This window comes from Psychrobacter sp. FME6 (genome assembly GCF_014861365.1).
Taxonomy (GTDB): Bacteria; Pseudomonadota; Gammaproteobacteria; order Pseudomonadales; family Moraxellaceae; genus Psychrobacter.
The window spans coordinates 1-19,854 of sequence record NZ_RRYW01000060.1; the positions used below are offsets into that span (position 1 = coordinate 1).

The following is a 19,854-nucleotide window of genomic DNA, read 5'->3' on the forward strand; positions in this document are numbered from 1 at the left end:
CTACAAAAAAACTATACCAGCAGTATCGTAGCGTTTTTAAAGTATTTTAACTATAGTATAAATATAAAGTTGTCTTAACTCAGTTGAGTGATATGAACAACCTCCCATCTCAGACCATTTCTACCTTTATCTGGCGCTCTGTCATGCAAGCCATTACTTTGGCTGTGCTGTTGGGCCTTTTATTGTCTTTTGTTTACGGCTTCGTGCGTCATTATCAAGAAAAACATCAACATATTCAGCAGTTGGCTGAGTTATTGACCACCAGCGCTTCGACGGCAGATGGTGCTGACATCGTGGCTGAGCAAGTTGCTTTTCTATTAGATAATGAGCCGAGCATTCAAAGCATTTTATTTTATTCGACCCCTCAGCCCATCGACGATATCAGCCAATCAAGAAAGGACTGGAGAAATGCTTTGTTCGCCCGTACGGTCAGCTTTAATTATCCCGTAGTCAGTAACTATATCAACAACAGCAATATCGCGAAAAATGACTCAAAGGCCATTCAAGGATTAGCGGCTCATAAGTCAATAGATGAGGGTAATGATAATAGCGATCTCGTTGGCTATATTAATATTACGCTAGATGTGAATGAGCTGCGTTTACAGTGGTTGCAAAGCAATTTATTATTATGGTTTATAACGACGATACTAGCGGTTCTTTTGGCGCTGTACATTCTGCGCAAACTCAAATGGCCGATCAAAGATATTGAGGCTTTGGCCGAGGTATGTTACCTCGTTGCAAAAAATAAAGAGCTCGAGCAGTTACCCGTCATTGCACAGCGTTTTGATTTTCAGGAGTTGGTGCAGATTAAACAGACTTTCGCGGCGTTGTTTAATCGCTTACAAGACGCTAGACAGGATTATGAGGCGCTTGCTGTCTTTGAGCAGCAATTACATAACAAAGATGTATCGCTTGATGTACAGCTGCATAACTTTCAAAGTATGATAACGCACGAGCTAAAAACCTCGCTAAATGCCATTGTAGGCGGTTTGCAGCTGTTAGATTACGACACTCTTAATAGAGAACAAAAAGATGCTGTTGAAATCATCAAGGATGGCAGTGACAAACTGGTGTTGTCGCTTGAGCATATTATTCAATTGAACCAAATACAAAAAGGTCAAATTAGTATCAACTGCATGGAGTTCAACCCCTTACAGTTGATTGCGGATCTGTTGGCAGAATTTGAGCCTATTGCGCAACGCAAAGGATTAGAATTAGTCAGTCATATCCATCACATAGACTATACGCTTGCAGGCGATTTGGAAAAAATACAACAGATATTATCGATACTGCTGAGTAACGCTATTAAATTTACCCCAGTGGGAAAGGTGACGCTCACTTCGCAGCTAACCCATTTTGATAAAAGTAATCGCTGGCAAATCATGATAAAAGATACAGGTATTGGTATCGATAGTAATCATATCAGTGACATCTTCAATCCTTTTTTTCAGGTGGACTCATCAAAGACTCGTCAGTATGAAGGTTCAGGTGTTGGTTTACCAGTCGTCAAGCAAATGGCGCAGCTTATGGGTGCTACTATCGAGGTTGATAGTACGCTTGGCACAGGAACACAGTTTACGCTGATTATACCGATGGCCAACCAACAGCAAACGCGCCAACAGAGTCTATTGGCTGGACTGACCGTTATTTATTATTACTATCATGAGGCAGGAACGTTGGCGAATGAGCTAGAGCGGCTAGGAGCGACCGTCATTTACTGTCAGCATGAGCAGCTAGCGATGGACGAGATAAACTCCAAAAAAATCAATATGGTCATGTTTGCAGAAGATGTGTTTCCAAGCAAAGCAGAGTCATTAGCCAAGCGTATTCGTCAGTTAGAAAATGATAACAGCGAGCATCGTGTTTTATTGATATATTGGTACCCACAGCATCAAAGGCAATATGCAGATAGTTTTGAGCATGGCTTAAAATCTGCTGGAGTAGATTACTGTTATAGTGCCACATATAAGGATAAAGCCTTAAGTGACTTGTTAAAGCGCTGGCTAGAGTGGGCATAATATAATTAAAGCATCTATCAGCGTCTACGGCGTTAATCTCGCTTAATGTATGTACGAAAGCTATAGTCAGTGAAAAGTAAAATCGATACATCACGTACTGCAGGTACCGTTTTTTCTAGCTTGCTGTGCCTACGCAGACAGAGGCTACAAAAAAACTATACCAGCAGTATCGTAGCGTTTTTAAAGTATTTTAACTATACTATTTGTACTCGGTTGCCTTATATCCATCCAATAAAAAAGACGCCCAATTTAAGGCGTCTTTTTTTTATTCAGTAAAGACTGTACTTTTAAAACAGGTTTTGTACCCAGCGCATCACACGCTGCCAAGTACGACTCATAAAGCCTGACTGCTCGATATCACTAGTCGCTACGACCGGCACTGACGCTACTGCTTTTCCATCAATCACCGCCATCATTTTGCCAATTTCTTGACCTTTTTTGATGGGCGCTTCCAAGCTTTCAGGAATATCAATCACAGTAGTGATTTTATTCTTTTGCGTTTTGGTCGTTAGAATTTGTAAATTATCGCCAGTCGTCAGCTCTACTTCTTTGGCTTCGCCAAACCAAACAGGTACTTTACTGACGAACTGCCCAGCTGGTGCCTTGGTAACCGTAGTGAAATGACCAAAACCCCAATTCAGTAATTCACGTGATTGATCAGCACGAGCTTGCTGGCTTTTTGTACCCATAATCACAGATATGAGGCGCATATCTTCACGATTGCTCGAAGCGACCAAGCAGTAGCCGGCAGCATTAGTATGGCCAGTTTTTAAACCATCGACAGTGGGGTCGGTAGCGAGTAGGGCATTGCGGTTACCTTGCGTAATACCATTATAGGTAAACTCTTTTTCTGCATAAATGCTGTAGTAGTCGCCGCTATTATTAATAATGGCTCGTGCCAGCTTGGCCATATCTAACGCTGAGGCCTGGTGACCTTCATCAGGCATGCCTGTAGAGTTGACAAAATTGGTGTTTTCCATACCAATTTTTTGCGCCTGCTCGTTCATCAAGATAGCAAATGACGCTTCGCTACCAGCGATGTGCTCAGCCATGGCTTTTGAGGCATCATTACCAGATTGAATGATAATCCCGCGTAGCATATCGATGACACTGGCCGTTTTATTGACGGGCACATACATGCAAGACTGGCTGCTGCTACCACGGCACCAAGCATTTTGACTCATCAATACCTGCTCGTCCTCTTTGAGATCACCCGATGCTAGGCGCTGCTCAATCATGTAACTGGTCATCATTTTTGTGAGAGATGCTGGTGGTAGAGCTTCATTGGCATTTTTTTGTGCCAAGATTTCACCAGTATTGTAATCCATCAATACATAGGCGGTATTGTCCATCTCAGGCGGCTGTATGGCTGCGCTCGCCATCACTGCACTCATAGAGATACTAACACCAACTACCAGCTGTACAAGCTGGTTTTTTACGCGCTTTACTGTCATATATCGTTACACCGCATCATGAAACTAAATGTATCTATCGCTTGTGCCCAGTACCAAACCTCATTCACCGTTTTCAACCACATGTCTTACCTATTAAGTTGAAAAATAGATATAAACGAGCGCAGTAACGACTGAGCGACAGACATAAAATTAACGCCTTATCTTAGCAAAATGCCAGCCGATGGGGAATCAATAAATGCAAAAAATAGGAGGTGATGAAAAGAAAAGTGAATACTTATCAAATGTTTGGGCGTAGTAGGGTTAATAGCCGCGGAACACTACTTTGAACGTAGGTCTTTTAACGTAGATTTTTTATAGTAGACTGACGCTACAATGATTCGATGACACCTAAATGGATTGCCACAAAAAAAGCCTGCTGAATCGCTTATGTGATGTGAAAGCGATTACAGCAAGCTTTTTTATGATATAAGCTTAACGAGTAAGCTTATATCTCCATCTTTAGAGGGCGGTAATTCAGCGTTTTAAAGCAGCCAGTGTTTTAAAGTAGATAGAGCCGTTATTTTATTATTGTTCATTATTACGGGCTTTATCCAACTAGCGTCAACACCGATTCTTACCCATCGTCGACTACAGATCCTACGATTAATACTCAGCATCGGCTAAATCTTGGCAGAGTGCTTTGTTTTCTTGCTTTGAGAATCCCATCGTCCAGCTACGAATACCTTGCAATATTTGACGATAATCTTGCTGGGTAGACAGATATTGAATAGCTGCTTTTGGATCTTCTAACGACGGCATCAGCTCGTGTAGCTGGACATTATACGATTTATAAAAACGCTGTTTTTGATTACCACTAAGCATCGGTGGGCATATCTCCGACAGCACTTGCATCACCGCAATTTCATGCTTAGTAATGTTAACGCCAGATAAATCTAGCGGTATGGTTGTTGCAGGATTACTTTCCGCAAACGATGCTTGAGACAGCATGGCAACAGACGTTATCAGTCCTGCCAGACCAATTTTCGATGCGGTCTTTGCTATCACAGAAGCTATAGATAATATCGATTGATTATTCATTCAGTATTACACTCGCTCATCTTTATTTAATGGTCATATGTTAATGGGTAAAAAAACAAAAGTCACATAAAATATTGGTTTATGTGTAGATATCTTGTGAGCCAACGCTATCTTATAGCAACATATCAGCAGCATAGACGGCTAAGTTGCCTCAGCATAAAAGTATAAGTTTATATTGTTGTGCGTTGTTGTCTATTGTAACGTAATGCTCAGTATTTAGTTTTCTGCTTGATAATATAAGGCTGCTAGGGCGTAGCCTTATTTTTTATCGCCAGATAAATTCTGAGTTCGTGTCGGTGCTTTATTAAGGTATAATCGCCTACATTTGCTCTTTTGAGCAGTACCTGTTTGTGTTGGTTCAACACGCTCTAGTATCTAAGCAGAAATAAAGTACGGTGATTATTATTAATAAGATGGGTATTAATAAGATGGGTTTATCAATAAGTAACCCACTATCAGCAGCTCTGATTATAGCAATTTTATGAGGATAAGTCTGATAAGTGGACAGACGGTCATTTATGAGTATAGAAAGCTTAATATAGAGAGCTTGGTATAGGGTATAGAGAGCTTGTTATAGAGAATAACGATGAAATTTTTAATTAGTAATGATGATGGTGTAAATGCCCCAGGATTATTAGCGCTGTCTCAGGCGCTATCATCTATCGGAGACGTGGTGGTCGTCGCGCCAAACGATGAACAAAGTGGCTGTGCGAGTGCTTTGAGTGTTTCTAAGCCCTTACATACGCAGCAATTACCCTCTGGTGCAATAGCCGTTAACGGCTCGCCCGCTGATTGTATTTATTTAGCCTTGCATGAATTGTATCGTCAGACACGCTTTGACTGCGTAATTACGGGTATCAACTCAGGCGCCAATTTGGGTCAGGACGTTATGTTTTCTGGTACCTTTGGTGCCGCGCTCACGGCACAGCTATTTGGCATACCAGCTATCGCGACTTCCTTAGTCGGCGGCGGGGTAAAAGGCAAGGGCCAAGAGCAGGTGAGTGATTATCAAATGGCGGCAAATGAGATCGCCAAGCTATTTACCGAAACGCCAATTTTAGATGCAGTCAAAAATTTGCCCTATCATGTATTAAACGTTAATATTCCTAATGTAGATAATACCGACGATATTAAGGGTCGAAAAATCACTGCGTTGGGGCACAGCCAGATAGCTCGGCCTGTACACCATATGGTCGATCCACGCGGGCGAGATGCGTATTGGTTGTCGTTGCGCAAGCGTCAAAATGAGGTGTTGAAAGATAAAGTCCCTGAACCATGGCCGCCTCATCAGAAAACACCAGAGCAGATGACAGGTTTTTTGACCACAAAAATGACGGATGACCAAGCCGTAGCAGCAGGCTATATAAGTCTCTCACCGGTACGGCTGCACCACACACCAGCGGCAGCATTAGAGACGCTATCAGCATTAGCGCTATAAGTAACTATATAAGATAAGTAACTATGGCGTGTGATCCAATAGCACATTATTACAATCGTATTGCTTTCGTATTGTTTTATGTTATACAGCCCCTATATTCATGGTATTTTTTCTAGCTCCCCCTTTAAGCTTCATAACCTAAATGATGGCGCGCCCTGTATAAACAATCCAAATAGATTTTTTATAAAGACAAAGGTAAATCAACGATATAGCCTGTTAAATGATTGATAATGGTGTTTGTTAGGCTATTATAAAGTACAGAAAAACATTAAGAGGCTTGTGAGTGGCACAAAGTGCTTCTGATTAATTTAAAACCGATAAGCAACATAAAAATTGATGAGTAACATAAAGAACAGGAACCTTGTATGAAAAAGCTTACGACTGGATCGCATCTTGCAAAAGCGGCTTTGATTGGCACTCTGAGCGCAGCGACCCTGACTGTGGTGGGTTGTGCGACCAAACCGACTTATCAATCAGCCAACCAAGCGGGTCCTAAGATTATTACTAACGCACAAGGCGTCCCTAACTATCATCGTGTGCAACGCGGTGATACGGTCAGTCAACTTGCTGAGCGCTATCGCCTCAGTTACCGTAAAATTGGTTCGCTCAATGGCTTAGACAGTAAATATACGATCTATAGCGGACAATGGCTTAAACTGTGGCAAGGAACACAAGCGGCGACAGCCAATAATAACCGCTATAACGCGTCGGCCCAGCGTCAGCCAACTTATACCCCTCCTGCAAACACTTCGTCTAATACAAACAGTGCGCCCAATAATAGCTCGCAAAATCCTGCGTACGAAGTGACTGCCAACACCACATCAGGTTATGAATACCCGAGCCGCAACCAAGTGACCCGCAATTTTGATGCAGCAGCTGGCAATATGGGTATGTGGTTCGCTGGTAAGGTTGGCGATCCAGTGCTTGCCAGTCAATCTGGGACGGTACTTTACTCAGGTAATGGTCTACCAGAATATGGCGAGCTGATTATGATTCGCCATAGCGATAACTATATCACTGCCTATGCACACAATAGCAAGTTGCTCGTCAAAGAAGGGGATCAAGTGCAACATGGTCAACGTATTGCAAATATGGGTAGTAGCGGTGAAACCAATCAAGTCGGCTTAGAATTCCAAGTACGTTTAAATGGCAATCCTATTGATCCACGCGCAGTACTAGGGCGTTAAATCTAGGAGGTTAAATTTAAGGCCATATTTTCAATGGCGTGTTCAATTTGATGATGCTATTAACAATGCTTTATTGAGTGAGCCACTCTACTTATCCATACTTGAGAAATTTTATGATTTTAAAAAAACAATATATCGCACTTTTTCCGGCCTTAGTGATGGTCGGGTGTACGAGCCAGCAAGCGATGCAAAAGACGAACAAGCCTGTGCGTCAAGGTAACGTTCAGATTACTCAGAACCAAACCATTAAAGTAAAACCAACACCGAAGCCAGTCGTTAAACCAGTGGTTAAACCGCAAACGACACCAAAGCCAAGCTATGGTAGCTTTTCTGATTGGAAGTCAGACTTCTCGACGCGTGCGATGTCGTCAGGCTATGATGCTCAGACTATCCGCCGTCTACTTGATTCGGCTTATCTAAATCAGCAAGTTATCTCGCTTGACTCAGGGCAGCCCGAGTTTTCTAAGATGCCATGGGAATATGTAGACTCTGCCGTATCTGATGGGCGCGTGAGCACGGGTAAGCGTAAATTTTCCGAGCAACGCTCGTTTTTATCGCAGTTAGAATCGCAATATGGCGTCAATGCAGAAATCATCGCGGCGATATGGGGCATGGAGTCGTCATATGGTGCGGTGACGGGTAATAGCAACATACCCAGCTCGCTGGCTAGCCTTGCCTACGATGGTCGTCGCCAAAAATTTGCCGAAACTCAATTGTTATCATTGGCGACGTTATTACAGCGCGGTGATGTGTCTTGGTCGCAGCTGGATGGCTCTTGGGCGGGCGGTATGGGTCAGACTCAGTTTATCCCCGATACTTGGCTGCAACATGGCGTGGACGGTGATGGTAATGGTCATCGCAATCCGTGGTCAACAAGCGATGCTTTGGCCTCTACCGCCAATTATCTGAGTAACTCAGGCTGGGTTCGTGGTCTAGCACCGTTTTATGAGGCGACTGTTCCTACTTCATTTGATTATTCGGCTGTTGGCACTAAGCAACCAGCTGCTAGATGGGCGGCGATGGGCGTTGATACGATAGCCGATGTTTATTTGGATGCCAATACAGAAATGGAGCTATGGTTACCAGCTGGCAAGGATGGCCCAGTGCTGCTACTCAGCCCGAACTTTGATGTAATAAAGGTCTATAATAATTCGTCAAGTTATGCGTTAGGAGTTAGCTTATTGGGTAAGGCGCTGGCGGGACAAGGCGGTTTGCAGAAATCATGGCCGCGCTATGAGCGTCCATTATCGACCAATCAAGTGCGCAATTTGCAACAACGTCTGACCAATTCAGGCTATGATACCAAAGGCGCTGATGGTATCGTTGGTACCAATACACGTAAGGCATTCCAGCGCTGGCAGGCAGATAATGGTCAGACTCCAGACGGTTTTATCACCCAGCGTAGTGCGTCTTCGTTAGCATCATGGTGAAATAGGTTGTTGGCATTCATCTTTGGTATTGGCTTTGTTAATTCATGTTTTCAGCCTGGCTGATAGGTTCTTTTACTGTACTTTAATTGTCTGAGCTTATTAAGACGATGTCTTTCATTTTAATGAGCAATGAGCACAATAAAAAAGCACCTTGATAAGGTGCTTTTTTGCCATTTTTAAAGTGAAGACAAAGTACTTTTAAAGACAAGGTGTTTTTAAAGCCAGCACTTTTAAAGATAGTACTTTTAAAAATGATTTTTTAAATACAGGGTTTTTCAAACCTTAAATACGAATATAAAACGATTAAAAGAGTGTACCTTTATGATTACCATGGAAGCATTACAGTCTGCGATACAGCTGCGTATAGACAATTATAATATTAACGACTGGCCGCTACAAAAAAGAGTAATTACTACCTGCGAGCTACTCAATAGTCGTAATCAAATATTGGCGCAAGAAATTGTCTCGTCGTTTGATGTGCCAAGACAAAATGTATCCGCGATGGATGGTTATGCGATTGCTCAGGGTAGCGATTTATCAAAAGAAAGCGTTATCGATATAGTTGGAGAGTCACAGGCTGGTAGTGCCTATATTGGTGAGTTGACAACTGGACAAGGTGTCCGTATTTTTACGGGCGCTGTCGTGCCTGATAACTGTGATACGGTCATCATGCAAGAGAACACCAACTTTGCGGATATAAAAGATACGCTCGATAAATCACAGCCTTATGCTATTACACTACTACAGGCCGCTAAGGTCGATAACAATATTCGCAAGCAAGGCGAGGAGATTGAGGCGGGCGAAGCAGTCTTAAAAGTCGGTAAGCGGATCAATCCTGCTGATATCAGCCTACTGGCAAACTTAGGTGTTAGCCAAGTTGAGGTATTCGAGCCACTGACGGTAGGTGTACTGGCGACTGGTGATGAATTGGTTGCCATTGGCAATGAGCTTGAAAGCTTGGCGCAAATATATAACTCCAATACGCCAACCCTTAAAAGCTTGCTATCAGATATGCCTATTAGCATTCGTGATTATGGCATCATCCCCGATAACTTAGAGCAGACGACTACCGCCGTTAGCCAAGCGATGCAAGACTGTGATGTGTTGATATCAACGGCTGGTGTATCAGTGGGCGATTATGATTTTTTGACCACTGTGATTGAAAGGTTAGGGCAGATTAACCACTATAAAGTGGCGATGAAACCGGGTAAGCCTTTTGTCTTTGGTGAACTAAATAAAGGTCTTGATAAGCCAGTATTATATTTTGGTTTGCCGGGCAACCCGCTCTCTACCGTCGTTGGTGCGCTAAATTTTGTGATACCAGCGTTATGGCAGATGTCAGGTGCTGAGTTGGCAGAGCGACCCATGCAACTGAGTATCGAAGCATTGCTGAGCAATGACGTCAAAAAAAGCGTCGGTCGCAAAGATTTTCAGCGCGGGATATTGTCAAAAAATAAGTCTGGTCATTACCAAGTTGAGTGCCTATCAGGTCAGCAGTCGCACCGTATCAAACAGCTTAGCCGCGCCAATTGCTTTATCGTTTTGGATAAAGACAGTGGCAATGTGTCAGCAGACAGTCAGGTGATAGTACAGCCTTTCCCTTGGCTGCATGTTTGACTTAGTGTGTGCCAGCATTAGGTTGTTTAGCCCATTTAGATACAATCGCTTGAATTGAGGACACGCCCTAGCGTCTGATAGCGATAGGAAGACGAGAGTTCATCCTGACAATTGATTTTACCATAAGTGTTTTCATCATAAATAATATTGAGCCATAATGAATACTTTAAACGGTTTAGACAGCTTGGCTGGGGTGGTTGTTTTGGCGGGCGGTGCATCGAGACGCATGGGCACGCCCAAGGCCAAGCTCACTCTACCGACAGGTGAGTACTTGCTGGACTATCACCTCCGTCATGCGCGCGGCTTAAACGTGGCTGATGTAAACCCACCTATTATGATTGCAGATAATGGCCGTGGCTTTAATACCAATGCAAATGTAGCCTTACATAGTCCCCAGTCGCCTATTCTGCATATTGCTGACTATCACTCTTTAAAGAGCACAACCTCTCTAAGGAGTGACAAAGAGATTGATACTGGCGGCGCGTTAGTAGCGATTGAATCTGCGTTGCAGACACTGATAAATCTAGATGACTCAATCACTATAAAAAATAGGCATTCATCGTGGTTGTTGGTCATTAGCTGTGATAGCTTGATACCTGCTACTGATTTGTGGCAGACACTGCAACCTTTCATTGCTCAGGCTGATGATAAAAACATAATTTGCTTAACAGATGCTAACCATTTATATCCATTATTGGGGCTCTACCGTCTGAGTATTGAGCCTGATTTAAGAGCCTATATTGATAGTGGTCAGCGTAGAGTGATGTCATTTATTCAGCCTGTTGTGCATTGTGTGCCGTTTATGAACGAGTGGCAGCATCTGACCAATTTTAATACTCCTGAAGATTTTAAAAGAGCATGTACCGCTTTAAGTGATTTATAAAAAAGTTATCGAGAGAGTTTATCTATGAATACCAATAGCCAGAAAAAAACCCAGCCTACTTTATCGCACCTAGACAGTGACGGTGATATTCATATGGTCGATGTCAGTGGCAAACATACAACGACCCGAGAAGCCCATGCTGTTGGGCAAGTTCGTTTTCCGAGTGATATCTATACACAAATCAAAGCTGCTGATGGCATGACCAAAAAAGGCAGTATCACACAGACTGCGCATATCGCTGGTATTATGGCAGCGAAGCGTACACACGACCTTATTCCACTTTGTCATCCGTTACCGCTAGATAAAATCGGACTGACTTTCATTTATGACGATGCACTCAATGCGATTACCGTCAGCGCAAGCGTAAAAGTCACACATAAAACAGGGGTAGAGATGGAAGCGTTAACCGCTGTTAGCGTTGCTTGCCTAACTATCTACGACATGACCAAAGCACTGTCACATGACATCGCCATTGATAATATCCATCTAATAAACAAAACCGGTGGCAAGTCAGATTATAACCATGCTTAAGGTAGTGGTTGATTGTTTTAATGGTTAGTCATAGCAGGTTATGACAATCGTATCGGCTTTAGAGTGAATTAACCATAGAAAAACCCTCATTCAATATTACATTGAATGAGGTTTTTTTTGATTGATACTTTAAAGTCAATCGCGGCTTAAAAGTGGTATTTTACCAGTGCCATAACAGCATGTTCGTCGACCCCATCGACACCAAATTTATTTTTCCAATAGCTGTACTCACCACCGACTTCTAAACGGTTATCAAGGCCAAGCGCTTCTTGCAAGTTGTACTTAACTTGTGGGTTAAAGTGAATATTATCTTCAAGCGTATCACTGTTAAAACCAAAATCAACATAACCATCAATCAACACTTTATCGCGTTCCCAAGCAGCGGTTAACGTGATTTTTTGGTCATCAGGCTTCGTTTCGTTAAAGGAGTGATACAAGGTCGCAGATGCGTACTTCATACCAGGAATTGGTAAGTCTAAGTCTACGCCAAGACCCGCCCAGTAGTTGTCTTGACCAAAACCGGTGCTGTTTGAGCTGAACTCATAAACACCCGCGACGTTGACTTGTTTGATAAAGCTGTCGTTAAATGTTGCCACTTTAAATTTAGGAGAAAACTTACCGAAAGTTTCTTTATATCTTTTCGTATCAACAACATCACCAGTTGCACCATCTATAACGTCGTATTTTCCACCTTGATGACGGTCAACGAAGAAGAATACACCACCCCAATCATGCGTAGAGGCGTGTTCTAGTGTCATTGTTGTTAGATCATCTACGTCGCCAGGTAGCAGCTTAAAGTTACCACCGTGCAGTACAGTAACACTGGTGTCTTTAAATAAGGTTTTGGCATGAGCGCCAGTCATACCGCCCAAAGCTACAATAGCAATAGCAGCGGTCGCTAATGGTTTGATACAAAGAGATTTACGGCTAAGAGTCTTAGGCGATTTGGTGGTCAATGGTAGGCTTGAAGATAAATTATAACGCACAGTAGTATTCCTTTATATACAGTGGTTGGGTCCTAGCAGGCTTTGCGGTCATGGCATGTCAAACGAGTTTTAACTTCCTATCAAAACGCGCCTATGATGCTAGGAAAAAGTAGAGTCAGCTTTCGATAAAAATAAAGAGTTATTAAGACAAACACTGTCAATGTAAGCATATTTAAAGGCTGCAAAATCTGTCACTTTTGATGATTTACTGCAGCAATCATTAACACTTTGAAACAGTTAAGCATGTTTAATAAGCCCTGACAACTACAAAGTTTCTGTAAATAAGGAAAATCTGAGTTCTCTAAGTTGTTGATATTGGCTAAGTTTATGATTCTATTAAAAATAACTGACTAAATGGTCAGGAATATTAATTTTGTAATATCAAAAATAAAAACAGAAAACTTACAAACACAAAAAAACCTCAAATAAATGGATACCTGAGGCGAAACTGATTTAAACTTTATAATCTAAGTTTGTTATATTGGTATTAGCATCTAAAGCTAGGCTGTCATATTGTTTTTTGGCGCACGCCCTGACTCACATCGCAATATTTTTTTACAACACCATAAAAATCAGTTAAGGAGAAGTTATGCGTATCACTGCTAATTTTGATGCCGGTAATATTGACGTTATTAATGTAGAAGATAAAAAAAACATTCAATTGGCTATTTGCCCAGACTTTGGCGGCGAGTTTTTCCAATGGTTCAACTTTCGTATGGAAGCTGAAATTGGAGAGCAGTATGTTCTCAATATTGTTAATGCAGGTGAGGCATCCTATCTCGAAGGATGGGACAATTACCAAGCAGTGGCATCATATGATCGTCAGCATTGGTTTCGTTTACCTACGTCTTATAAAGATGGGAAGTTAACGATAGTGGCAGATATGGACTATGAAAGCATTCAAATTGCTTATTTTGCCCCTTATAGTTATGAGCAACATCAAGATTTATTGGCAACGGTACAAATGCATCCGTTAGCGTGTTTAGAACATCTGGGAGAAACGCTTGATAAGCGCGATTTAACCCTAGTTAAAATTGGGGATGGCGATAGCAATAATAATGCAAATAAACGCAATATTTGGATTATAGCCCGTCAGCACCCTGGCGAAACAATGGCTGAATGGTTGGTTGACGGTCTGATGCGCAGCTTGTTAGATGAGGATAATGCCACGGCTAAGTTATTACTAGATAAAGCTAACTTTTATATTGTGCCTAATATGAATCCCGATGGTAGCGTGCGCGGGCATCTACGGACTAATGCCGTTGGCACCAATCTAAACCGTGAATGGTCAAGCCCAAGTTTAGAAAAAAGCCCTGAAGTGTTTCATGTGATCCATAAAATGGAGCAGACTGGCGTTGATCTATTTTATGATGTACATGGTGATGAAGCCTTACCTTTTGTATTTCTGGCTGGCTCTCAAGGAACGCCAAGTTACAACGATCGCCTCGCACAGCTACGAGATAGGTTTTCAGACGTATTGAAACTCGCTAGTGCTGATTTTCAGTCTGAATTTGGTTATGACGTTGATGCACCTGGCACAGCGAATATGACGGTAGCCACTAACTGGGTGGCGGAGCGTTTTGATTGCCTTGCAAATACCTTAGAGATGCCCTTTAAAGACAACGATAATGTGCCTGATGCGGTTACGGGCTGGTCACCTGAGCGTTCTATGAAATTGGGTGACGCATCATTAATTGCTATGCTAGCGGTTGTTGATGATTTACGGTAGGTCTAGGGCATGTCCTCAATCTGAACAAAATCAACTCAATGGGCTAAAAATGGCTAAATCTTGCCAAACTGCGTCAAATAGCTGGCTAATATCTTGATATTACCTGTGCTATTTTCATTGTTTTCCTTGCTAGTCTAATTTTTGTGACTGGTATAAAACTTATACCAGTCAAACGGTACTTTGCTGGTATAGGTTTTCCTTACTTGCTGTGCGTTTTGCACTCCATAGGCTGCGAAACTTATATTTAAAAGCAAGCATCCCAGCAGCGCTGTATTCTTTTTAAGTTGAATCGACTATAGCGTGTTTGTTTCTTATACTTACTTTTGACGCGCTTTATCAAGCTTTTTATCTTTTAAACTTAGATTGCCGCGTAACACATCGCCATACATACGTATGTCGCCAGCAAAGCTTTGTAGTGGGTATTTGAAGGTGGCTGGTTTGTTTTTTTCGAAGAAGAAATGTCCCACCCATGCACAGGCATACCCAGCAGCAATGCCTTTAATTAAAGGCTTTACTGAACGGTTTTTGACGGATTTTGCCAGTCCCAATAGGCCAAAAGTACTGCCCGCAAAATGTAAGCGACGACAAGCTATGTTTTGATGCTCATCTAAATAAAAGTCATAAAATTTCTGATCGGCAGGGCTCTCTTTATTGATAAGATTGCCATTGCTGTCTTTTTCTATGGTTGTATCTTTAATTGATGATGTTTTGGTAGCAGTCTGTTTCATAGTTTTAGCTTCCTTGTTGGTTATGTAACTTCATTGGTTCATCAGGTATATCTAATTCAATAAATAAATGCTTCCATTATTTCATTGCACTTAAAAATATTAAGTAAGCACTTTTGCTTTATGACAGCTATATGCCATTACTGTTCAAACGAGGGGTCAGTGCGGCGCAGCTTTCTTAACAAAGCAGGCCATGCAATGTCGCCATTACCCTCTTTAGTGACTTGTTTTGATGCCGCTTGAATACCCGCTAATATTTGAGTGGGTATGGCAGTCAAAGTATGGCCGCCACTCTGTGCTTTAATTTGAATCTCACAGGCTTTTTGCATGATATACATGGCTAAAAAAGCATCTGCGACTGTACTGGCGCAAGTGAGTAAGCCGTGGTTGCGTAAAATCATAAAATTCGCGGTCCCTAAATCGGCGACCAAGCGTACTTTTTCTTCAGGGTTTAAGGCAATGCCTTCATAATCGTGGTATGCCAAGTTAGATAGGGGCAGTAATGATTGCTGAGAAATAGGTAATAAACCTTGCTCTTGGATCGAGACGGCCACACCGTCACTGGTATGCAAATGAAGCACACAATGAGCGTCGTCACGGGCTTGGTGTACAGCACTATGAATCGTAAAGCCTGCTGGGTTGACATCGAACTCTGACGGCGATACTTTTTCACCGTCTTGGTTTACTTTAATCAAGTTAGAAGCCGTAATCTCCTCAAACAATAGGCCATATGGATTGATTAAAAATTCATTTTCTGTACTTGGTACACGTGCCGATATATGTGTAAATACCAGATCGTCCCAGCCATAAGAGGCAATGAGCCGATAACAAGCGGCAAGGTCTACGCGCATTTGCCACTCTGCTTCGCTCACATTATGCTGTAGACTCGTGCTTGAGTCAGTCATTACTGAATCATTAGCGGTTGAGCTTTCTTGCGTTGTTGTTTGCATGGTATAGTCCCTTATTGTTGTCAGCAATCCGTTTTAAATAGCTTGAACAATAACTCTATACCATTTATAAAACCAAATCTGTCAAAAACCTTACACTTATGAACATCAATCATTATTTAAACCAAGACCCCTGGTTTACCCAACTGCCTGACAATGTGCAAGCCGTATTAGCGGCTAATGCAGTACTAAAAACATATCAAAAACGCCAAATGATTCAGACAGTTGGTGACCATGAGGCAGCAGCCCTACATTTGCTGCTGGCTGGCACGATGAGAGTATGTAATATTAATGCGAGCGGCAATGGGGTTACGTTGACACACCTGTCTAGTGGTGATTGGTTTGGTGAAATATCTATTTTAGATGATAACCCTCGCACGCATGATGCATGGACTATGAACAAGATTACCCTCCTATCGATTCCTAGAGGCGTGGTGATGCAGACCGCCCAATTGCACCCTATTTTGTACAAGCACTTGGCGCTCATTACTTGCCAAAGAATCCGAAAAGCTTTTGATTGGATTAATGATGCCACTTCATTAAACACCTCAGCACGGTTGGCTAGTACGATTATTGGGCTAGTAGAAACGTATGGCAAGCAGACGGGGGATACTATTAAAATAGACTTGCGCTTATCGCAAGAAGAGCTAGGATTTATGCTGGGCACGACCAGACAAACCATCAATAAAATAATACAGAGATGGCAAAAACAGGCAGTGCTTGATATGCACTATGGTTTTATTACCATTAAAGACAAAGCTCAGTTATTAGTAATCATGAACTCTGATTAGGAGGGGTTGAACAAAAAAGAAAGGCTGTAAATACTGGTTTACAACCATTTTTTTACTTTTAATAAGAATAATTTATATACTGCTTACTCTGTTAGAAATGGCTTTCCTGAGCATTTCGAGCAATCCTTAACAACTTGATATACATCATCTATTTTTGGCTCTTTAGCTTGAAATACCTTTCCATTATCAAGAACCAACCTCACCGTTTTATCATGCTGTTGGCCAACGGATTGATAGTTTCCAGTATTAATCATAGAGACTAGATTCTCCCATGATGTCGTAACAACACCTGAATCTACTGTGTTGTTACTAGCGGGATTAGACATACATCCGGCAAGTAATGTTACGATGGATATGAAAAACATTCTCTTAAAATAGATCATAATATTCTCTCCCTAAAAATTAGTAATCATACTATACGTAAATTACTAAAGAATAAACGGCTCATTGTGAAATAAGGCTCAATTCTATATTGGTAATAACAGAGCTAAATTCTAAGCAACCCTGTCAGTACACTGCAAGTGAATACACTATGTGACTTGTATCTTCTTTGTTTATACTTAACTATAGTTTGCTAGTAATAGCGACTTACTACCCCTAAATAACTATTATTTGAATCTAGGAGAGTCTCTTGAATATATGGCTTAAATACGCCATTACTGCTTGTTATTATCTATAATTCCAAACCGTATACAGTCTCTATAGAATGTAAGTAATCCAGTATATTTGGAGAAAGACTATTAAGCGGGTTTCCCTTAAGGTTAATACAGTCTAGATTGGTGAGCTGTAAAATACTATCAGGCAGGCTGTTAAGATTACAGTGAATCAGATCAAGCTGAGTTAACTTCGTGAGTTGGCCGATGCTATCAGGTAGATCTTTAAGATCACAATGGCTTATAAATAGCTCAGTCATATTAGTAAGTTGCCCAACGCTATCCGGTAGGTTTTTAAGGTCGCAATGACTGATATAAAGCTTATTTAGGTTGTTGAGCTGGCCAATGCTATCTGGTAACTCTTTAATCTTACAACCAGTAAGGTTAAGTACAGTCAGATTAGTGAGTTGGCCAATACTATCGGGCAGGCTGTTAAGCTCACAGTGGATCAGATTTAACACAGCAAGACTAGTGAGTTGCCCCATACTACCGGGTAAATCTTGAAGCTCACAGTGAATAAGATTAAGCTCAGCTAGGCTAGTCAGCTGTCCGATGCTATCAGGTAATTCTTGAAGCTGACAGTGAATAATATCAAGTTTATTTAGATTCGAGAGCTGTCCAATGTTGGTAGAGAGTTGTTGAAGAGGGCAGTGACTAATGAACAGCTCGGTTAGATTAGTCAGTCGTCCGATACTGTCAGGTAATTCTGTAAGCTCACAATGGTTAATATAAAGCTTATTTAGGTTGGTGAGTTGACCAATACTATCAGGCAACTGTCTAAGCTTACAATGAATCAGATCAAGCTCAGTAAGATTACTGAGTTGGCCGATGCTATCAGGTAGATATTCAATCTTACATTCACTGATAAAAAGCTTAGCAAGACTAGCAAGTTGATCAATAGAGTCAGGTAACTCCTTAAGCTCACAGTGAATAAGATCAAGTTCAACAAGGTTAACGAGTTGCCCAATACTGTTAGGCAATTCTTTAATATCACAATGACTGATAAAAAGTTCAGTGAGGTTACTGAGTTGGCCGACGCTATCCGGTAAGTCTCTAAGCTCGCAATGACTAATAACAAGCTTAGTTAAGTTACTGAGCTGACCAATACTATCAGGTAAGTATCTGAGCTTGCTTTTATCAATAAAAAGCCCAGTAAGGTTACTGAGTTGCCCAAGACTTTGAGGTAGCTCTCTAAGCTCGTAACGATTAATAAAAAGTTTCGTTAGGTTAGTGAGGTGGTCCATATTATTTGTTAAGTCACTCGAATTAATACCATGAAAATTAATTTCCACGTGACCTGTGAGGTAAGTCAGTTCATTAGAGCTATAATTTATTCTATATATACGTCTATATTCCTGTTCGTCTAGCCCAGTGACTTCCACTTCTATAATTTCTAGAACCTCTAGCTTTTGGATACGAGACACCTCTTTATCATTAGGCGTCTCATAGCCGAGCATATCAAATGTGTCTGACCATTCTCTTATTTCCTCAATCCAACTATTATCAATATCTAGTGCTTTAACCTCTAGCGCTGTACTGAAAGTATCAAATACAGAGATTTCCCGAGAGTTGTTATTAGTATCTTGACTCATAATCTCGTTCCTCAGCCCGCTTGGTTAATCAGCATATTACGCAAATTACCAATGGCTTTAGTTGGGTTTAGGCCTTTTGGACAATACAACACGCAATTCATAATACCGCGACAACGAAACAAACTAAACGGATCTTCTAAACGTAACAAACGTGCTCGGGTATCGGTATCACGGCTATCAACAGCGAAGCGATTAGCATTTAACAATGCGGCAGGTCCTAAGAACTTATCAGGATTCCACCAAAATGAAGGGCAAGCCGTTGAACAACAAGCGCATAAGATACACTCGTAGAGACCGTTGAGCTTTTCGCGCTGCTCAGGCGTCTGCAAGCGCTCCGTTACCGGTAATGGCTGATCGTTGATTAAGTAGGGATGAATCTTTTCATATTGTTCATAAAATTGGTTCATATCGATAACCAAATCACGAACCACGGGCAAGCCTGGTAACGGTCGAATAATGATTGTCTCGGGTAAGCTATTCATATTGGTTAAACAGGCCAAGGCATTTTTACCATTGATGTTCATGCCATCAGAGCCACAAATACCTTCACGGCAGGAACGGCGAAAAGTGATGGTTTCATCTTGTTGTTTAAGGCGTATCAATACATCAAGTAACATGCGATCTGAATCTAGAAGTTCAATGGTATAGCTTTGCATACGCGGCGCTGCATCCTTATCAGGATCGTAGCGATAGATTTCGATGGTGCGAGTACCTCGGCTCATAGCATTACACTCCAAATATAGATGCAGTATTGTTTAAAAAATTACTCCTATACTTTACTAGGGGCTGTATAGAATTCAAATCAGCGGCAGCCAGATAAAGACACAAGCGAGAA

Annotated in this window: 17 protein-coding genes; 9 read left to right on the plus strand and 8 right to left on the minus strand. The window is 41.6% G+C overall.

Annotation, left to right across the window (positions count from 1 at the left end; translation table 11 throughout):
- The first annotated feature begins 92 nt into the window (after positions 1-92).
- Positions 93-2,018 carry a sensor histidine kinase gene (locus tag EI162_RS09480; protein WP_192524136.1) on the plus strand — a complete coding sequence of 642 codons (1,926 nt, stop codon included), beginning with the start codon at positions 93-95 and terminating at the stop codon, positions 2,016-2,018.
- 287 nt (positions 2,019-2,305) lie between these two features.
- Here EI162_RS09480 and EI162_RS09485 read toward each other — a convergent pair whose 3' ends face one another.
- Complete coding sequence (locus EI162_RS09485; protein ID WP_192524137.1) at positions 2,306-3,472, minus strand: D-alanyl-D-alanine carboxypeptidase family protein; 1,167 nt, start codon at positions 3,470-3,472, stop codon at positions 2,306-2,308.
- 603 nt (positions 3,473-4,075) lie between these two features.
- The gene (locus tag EI162_RS09490) at positions 4,076-4,510 is read right to left on the minus strand and encodes an MCR_0457 family protein (protein ID WP_192524138.1); all 435 of its coding nucleotides are present in this window, start codon (positions 4,508-4,510) and stop codon (positions 4,076-4,078) included.
- 586 nt (positions 4,511-5,096) lie between these two features.
- Here EI162_RS09490 and surE point away from each other — a divergent pair.
- From surE to moaC, 6 genes are all read left to right on the plus strand, one after another.
- Positions 5,097-5,948 carry a 5'/3'-nucleotidase SurE gene (surE, locus tag EI162_RS09495; RefSeq protein WP_192524139.1) on the plus strand — a complete coding sequence of 284 codons (852 nt, stop codon included), beginning with the start codon at positions 5,097-5,099 and terminating at the stop codon, positions 5,946-5,948.
- Between the two features lie 365 nt (positions 5,949-6,313).
- Positions 6,314-7,135: a LysM peptidoglycan-binding domain-containing M23 family metallopeptidase gene (locus tag EI162_RS09500; RefSeq protein WP_192524140.1), complete on the plus strand. Its 822-nt coding sequence runs from the start codon at positions 6,314-6,316 to the stop codon at positions 7,133-7,135.
- A 113-nt stretch (positions 7,136-7,248) separates the two neighbouring features.
- Complete coding sequence (locus EI162_RS09505; RefSeq protein WP_192524141.1) at positions 7,249-8,565, plus strand: lytic murein transglycosylase; 1,317 nt, start codon at positions 7,249-7,251, stop codon at positions 8,563-8,565.
- 321 nt (positions 8,566-8,886) lie between these two features.
- The gene (glp, locus tag EI162_RS09510) at positions 8,887-10,182 is read left to right on the plus strand and encodes a gephyrin-like molybdotransferase Glp (RefSeq protein ID WP_192524142.1); all 1,296 of its coding nucleotides are present in this window, start codon (positions 8,887-8,889) and stop codon (positions 10,180-10,182) included.
- A gap of 157 nt (positions 10,183-10,339) precedes the next feature.
- On the plus strand, positions 10,340-11,065 hold the full coding sequence (locus EI162_RS09515; RefSeq protein ID WP_192524143.1) for a molybdenum cofactor guanylyltransferase: 726 nt from the start codon (positions 10,340-10,342) through the stop codon (positions 11,063-11,065).
- Positions 11,066-11,089: 24 nt separating this feature from the next.
- Positions 11,090-11,596: a cyclic pyranopterin monophosphate synthase MoaC gene (gene moaC, locus EI162_RS09520; protein ID WP_192524144.1), complete on the plus strand. Its 507-nt coding sequence runs from the start codon at positions 11,090-11,092 to the stop codon at positions 11,594-11,596.
- Positions 11,597-11,742: 146 nt separating this feature from the next.
- Here moaC and EI162_RS09525 read toward each other — a convergent pair whose 3' ends face one another.
- Entirely contained in the window at positions 11,743-12,582 is an 840-nt protein-coding gene (locus tag EI162_RS09525) for a DUF5020 domain-containing protein (RefSeq protein WP_318779309.1), read from the minus strand.
- A 589-nt stretch (positions 12,583-13,171) separates the two neighbouring features.
- On the opposite strand from EI162_RS09525, the gene EI162_RS09530 reads away from it, so the two are divergent.
- Positions 13,172-14,311 carry a M14-type cytosolic carboxypeptidase gene (locus tag EI162_RS09530; protein WP_192524145.1) on the plus strand — a complete coding sequence of 380 codons (1,140 nt, stop codon included), beginning with the start codon at positions 13,172-13,174 and terminating at the stop codon, positions 14,309-14,311.
- A gap of 317 nt (positions 14,312-14,628) precedes the next feature.
- Here the strand turns inward: EI162_RS09530 and EI162_RS09535 are convergent, their stop codons facing one another.
- Both EI162_RS09535 and EI162_RS09540 read right to left on the minus strand, forming a co-directional pair.
- Complete coding sequence (locus EI162_RS09535; protein ID WP_192524146.1) at positions 14,629-15,039, minus strand: DUF962 domain-containing protein; 411 nt, start codon at positions 15,037-15,039, stop codon at positions 14,629-14,631.
- A 137-nt stretch (positions 15,040-15,176) separates the two neighbouring features.
- Positions 15,177-15,986 (minus strand): class II aldolase/adducin family protein, encoded by an 810-nt coding sequence (locus EI162_RS09540; RefSeq protein WP_263972267.1) that lies wholly within the window; start codon positions 15,984-15,986, stop codon positions 15,177-15,179.
- A 98-nt stretch (positions 15,987-16,084) separates the two neighbouring features.
- Here EI162_RS09540 and EI162_RS09545 point away from each other — a divergent pair, with 98 nt between their 5' ends.
- A complete protein-coding gene (locus EI162_RS09545; RefSeq protein WP_192524147.1) occupies positions 16,085-16,774 on the plus strand; it encodes a Crp/Fnr family transcriptional regulator in 690 nt (229 codons plus the stop codon).
- A gap of 83 nt (positions 16,775-16,857) precedes the next feature.
- Here EI162_RS09545 and EI162_RS09550 read toward each other — a convergent pair whose 3' ends face one another.
- The 3 genes from EI162_RS09550 to EI162_RS09560 all read right to left on the minus strand — a co-directional run bounded on the left by EI162_RS09550 (position 16,858) and on the right by EI162_RS09560 (position 19,741).
- A complete protein-coding gene (locus EI162_RS09550; RefSeq protein WP_192524148.1) occupies positions 16,858-17,157 on the minus strand; it encodes a hypothetical protein in 300 nt (99 codons plus the stop codon).
- Between the two features lie 290 nt (positions 17,158-17,447).
- A complete protein-coding gene (locus tag EI162_RS09555) occupies positions 17,448-19,019 on the minus strand; it encodes a leucine-rich repeat domain-containing protein (RefSeq protein WP_192524149.1) in 1,572 nt (523 codons plus the stop codon).
- Positions 19,020-19,030: 11 nt separating this feature from the next.
- A complete protein-coding gene (locus EI162_RS09560) occupies positions 19,031-19,741 on the minus strand; it encodes a succinate dehydrogenase iron-sulfur subunit (RefSeq protein WP_192524150.1) in 711 nt (236 codons plus the stop codon).
- Positions 19,742-19,854: the final 113 nt, after the last annotated feature.

Coding starts and splice junctions, on each gene's coding strand:
- EI162_RS09480 (WP_192524136.1), top strand. CDS start 93: ATGAACAACCTCCCATCTCAGACCATTTCTACCTTTATCTGGCGCTCT.
- EI162_RS09485 (WP_192524137.1), bottom strand. CDS start 3,472: ATGACAGTAAAGCGCGTAAAAAACCAGCTTGTACAGCTGGTAGTTGGT.
- EI162_RS09490 (WP_192524138.1), bottom strand. CDS start 4,510: ATGAATAATCAATCGATATTATCTATAGCTTCTGTGATAGCAAAGACC.
- surE (WP_192524139.1), top strand. CDS start 5,097: ATGAAATTTTTAATTAGTAATGATGATGGTGTAAATGCCCCAGGATTA.
- EI162_RS09500 (WP_192524140.1), top strand. CDS start 6,314: ATGAAAAAGCTTACGACTGGATCGCATCTTGCAAAAGCGGCTTTGATT.
- EI162_RS09505 (WP_192524141.1), top strand. CDS start 7,249: ATGATTTTAAAAAAACAATATATCGCACTTTTTCCGGCCTTAGTGATG.
- glp (WP_192524142.1), top strand. CDS start 8,887: ATGATTACCATGGAAGCATTACAGTCTGCGATACAGCTGCGTATAGAC.
- EI162_RS09515 (WP_192524143.1), top strand. CDS start 10,340: ATGAATACTTTAAACGGTTTAGACAGCTTGGCTGGGGTGGTTGTTTTG.
- moaC (WP_192524144.1), top strand. CDS start 11,090: ATGAATACCAATAGCCAGAAAAAAACCCAGCCTACTTTATCGCACCTA.
- EI162_RS09530 (WP_192524145.1), top strand. CDS start 13,172: ATGCGTATCACTGCTAATTTTGATGCCGGTAATATTGACGTTATTAAT.
- EI162_RS09535 (WP_192524146.1), bottom strand. CDS start 15,039: ATGAAACAGACTGCTACCAAAACATCATCAATTAAAGATACAACCATA.
- EI162_RS09540 (WP_263972267.1), bottom strand. CDS start 15,986: ATGCAAACAACAACGCAAGAAAGCTCAACCGCTAATGATTCAGTAATG.
- EI162_RS09545 (WP_192524147.1), top strand. CDS start 16,085: ATGAACATCAATCATTATTTAAACCAAGACCCCTGGTTTACCCAACTG.
- EI162_RS09550 (WP_192524148.1), bottom strand. CDS start 17,157: ATGATCTATTTTAAGAGAATGTTTTTCATATCCATCGTAACATTACTT.
- EI162_RS09555 (WP_192524149.1), bottom strand. CDS start 19,019: ATGAGTCAAGATACTAATAACAACTCTCGGGAAATCTCTGTATTTGAT.
- EI162_RS09560 (WP_192524150.1), bottom strand. CDS start 19,741: ATGAGCCGAGGTACTCGCACCATCGAAATCTATCGCTACGATCCTGAT.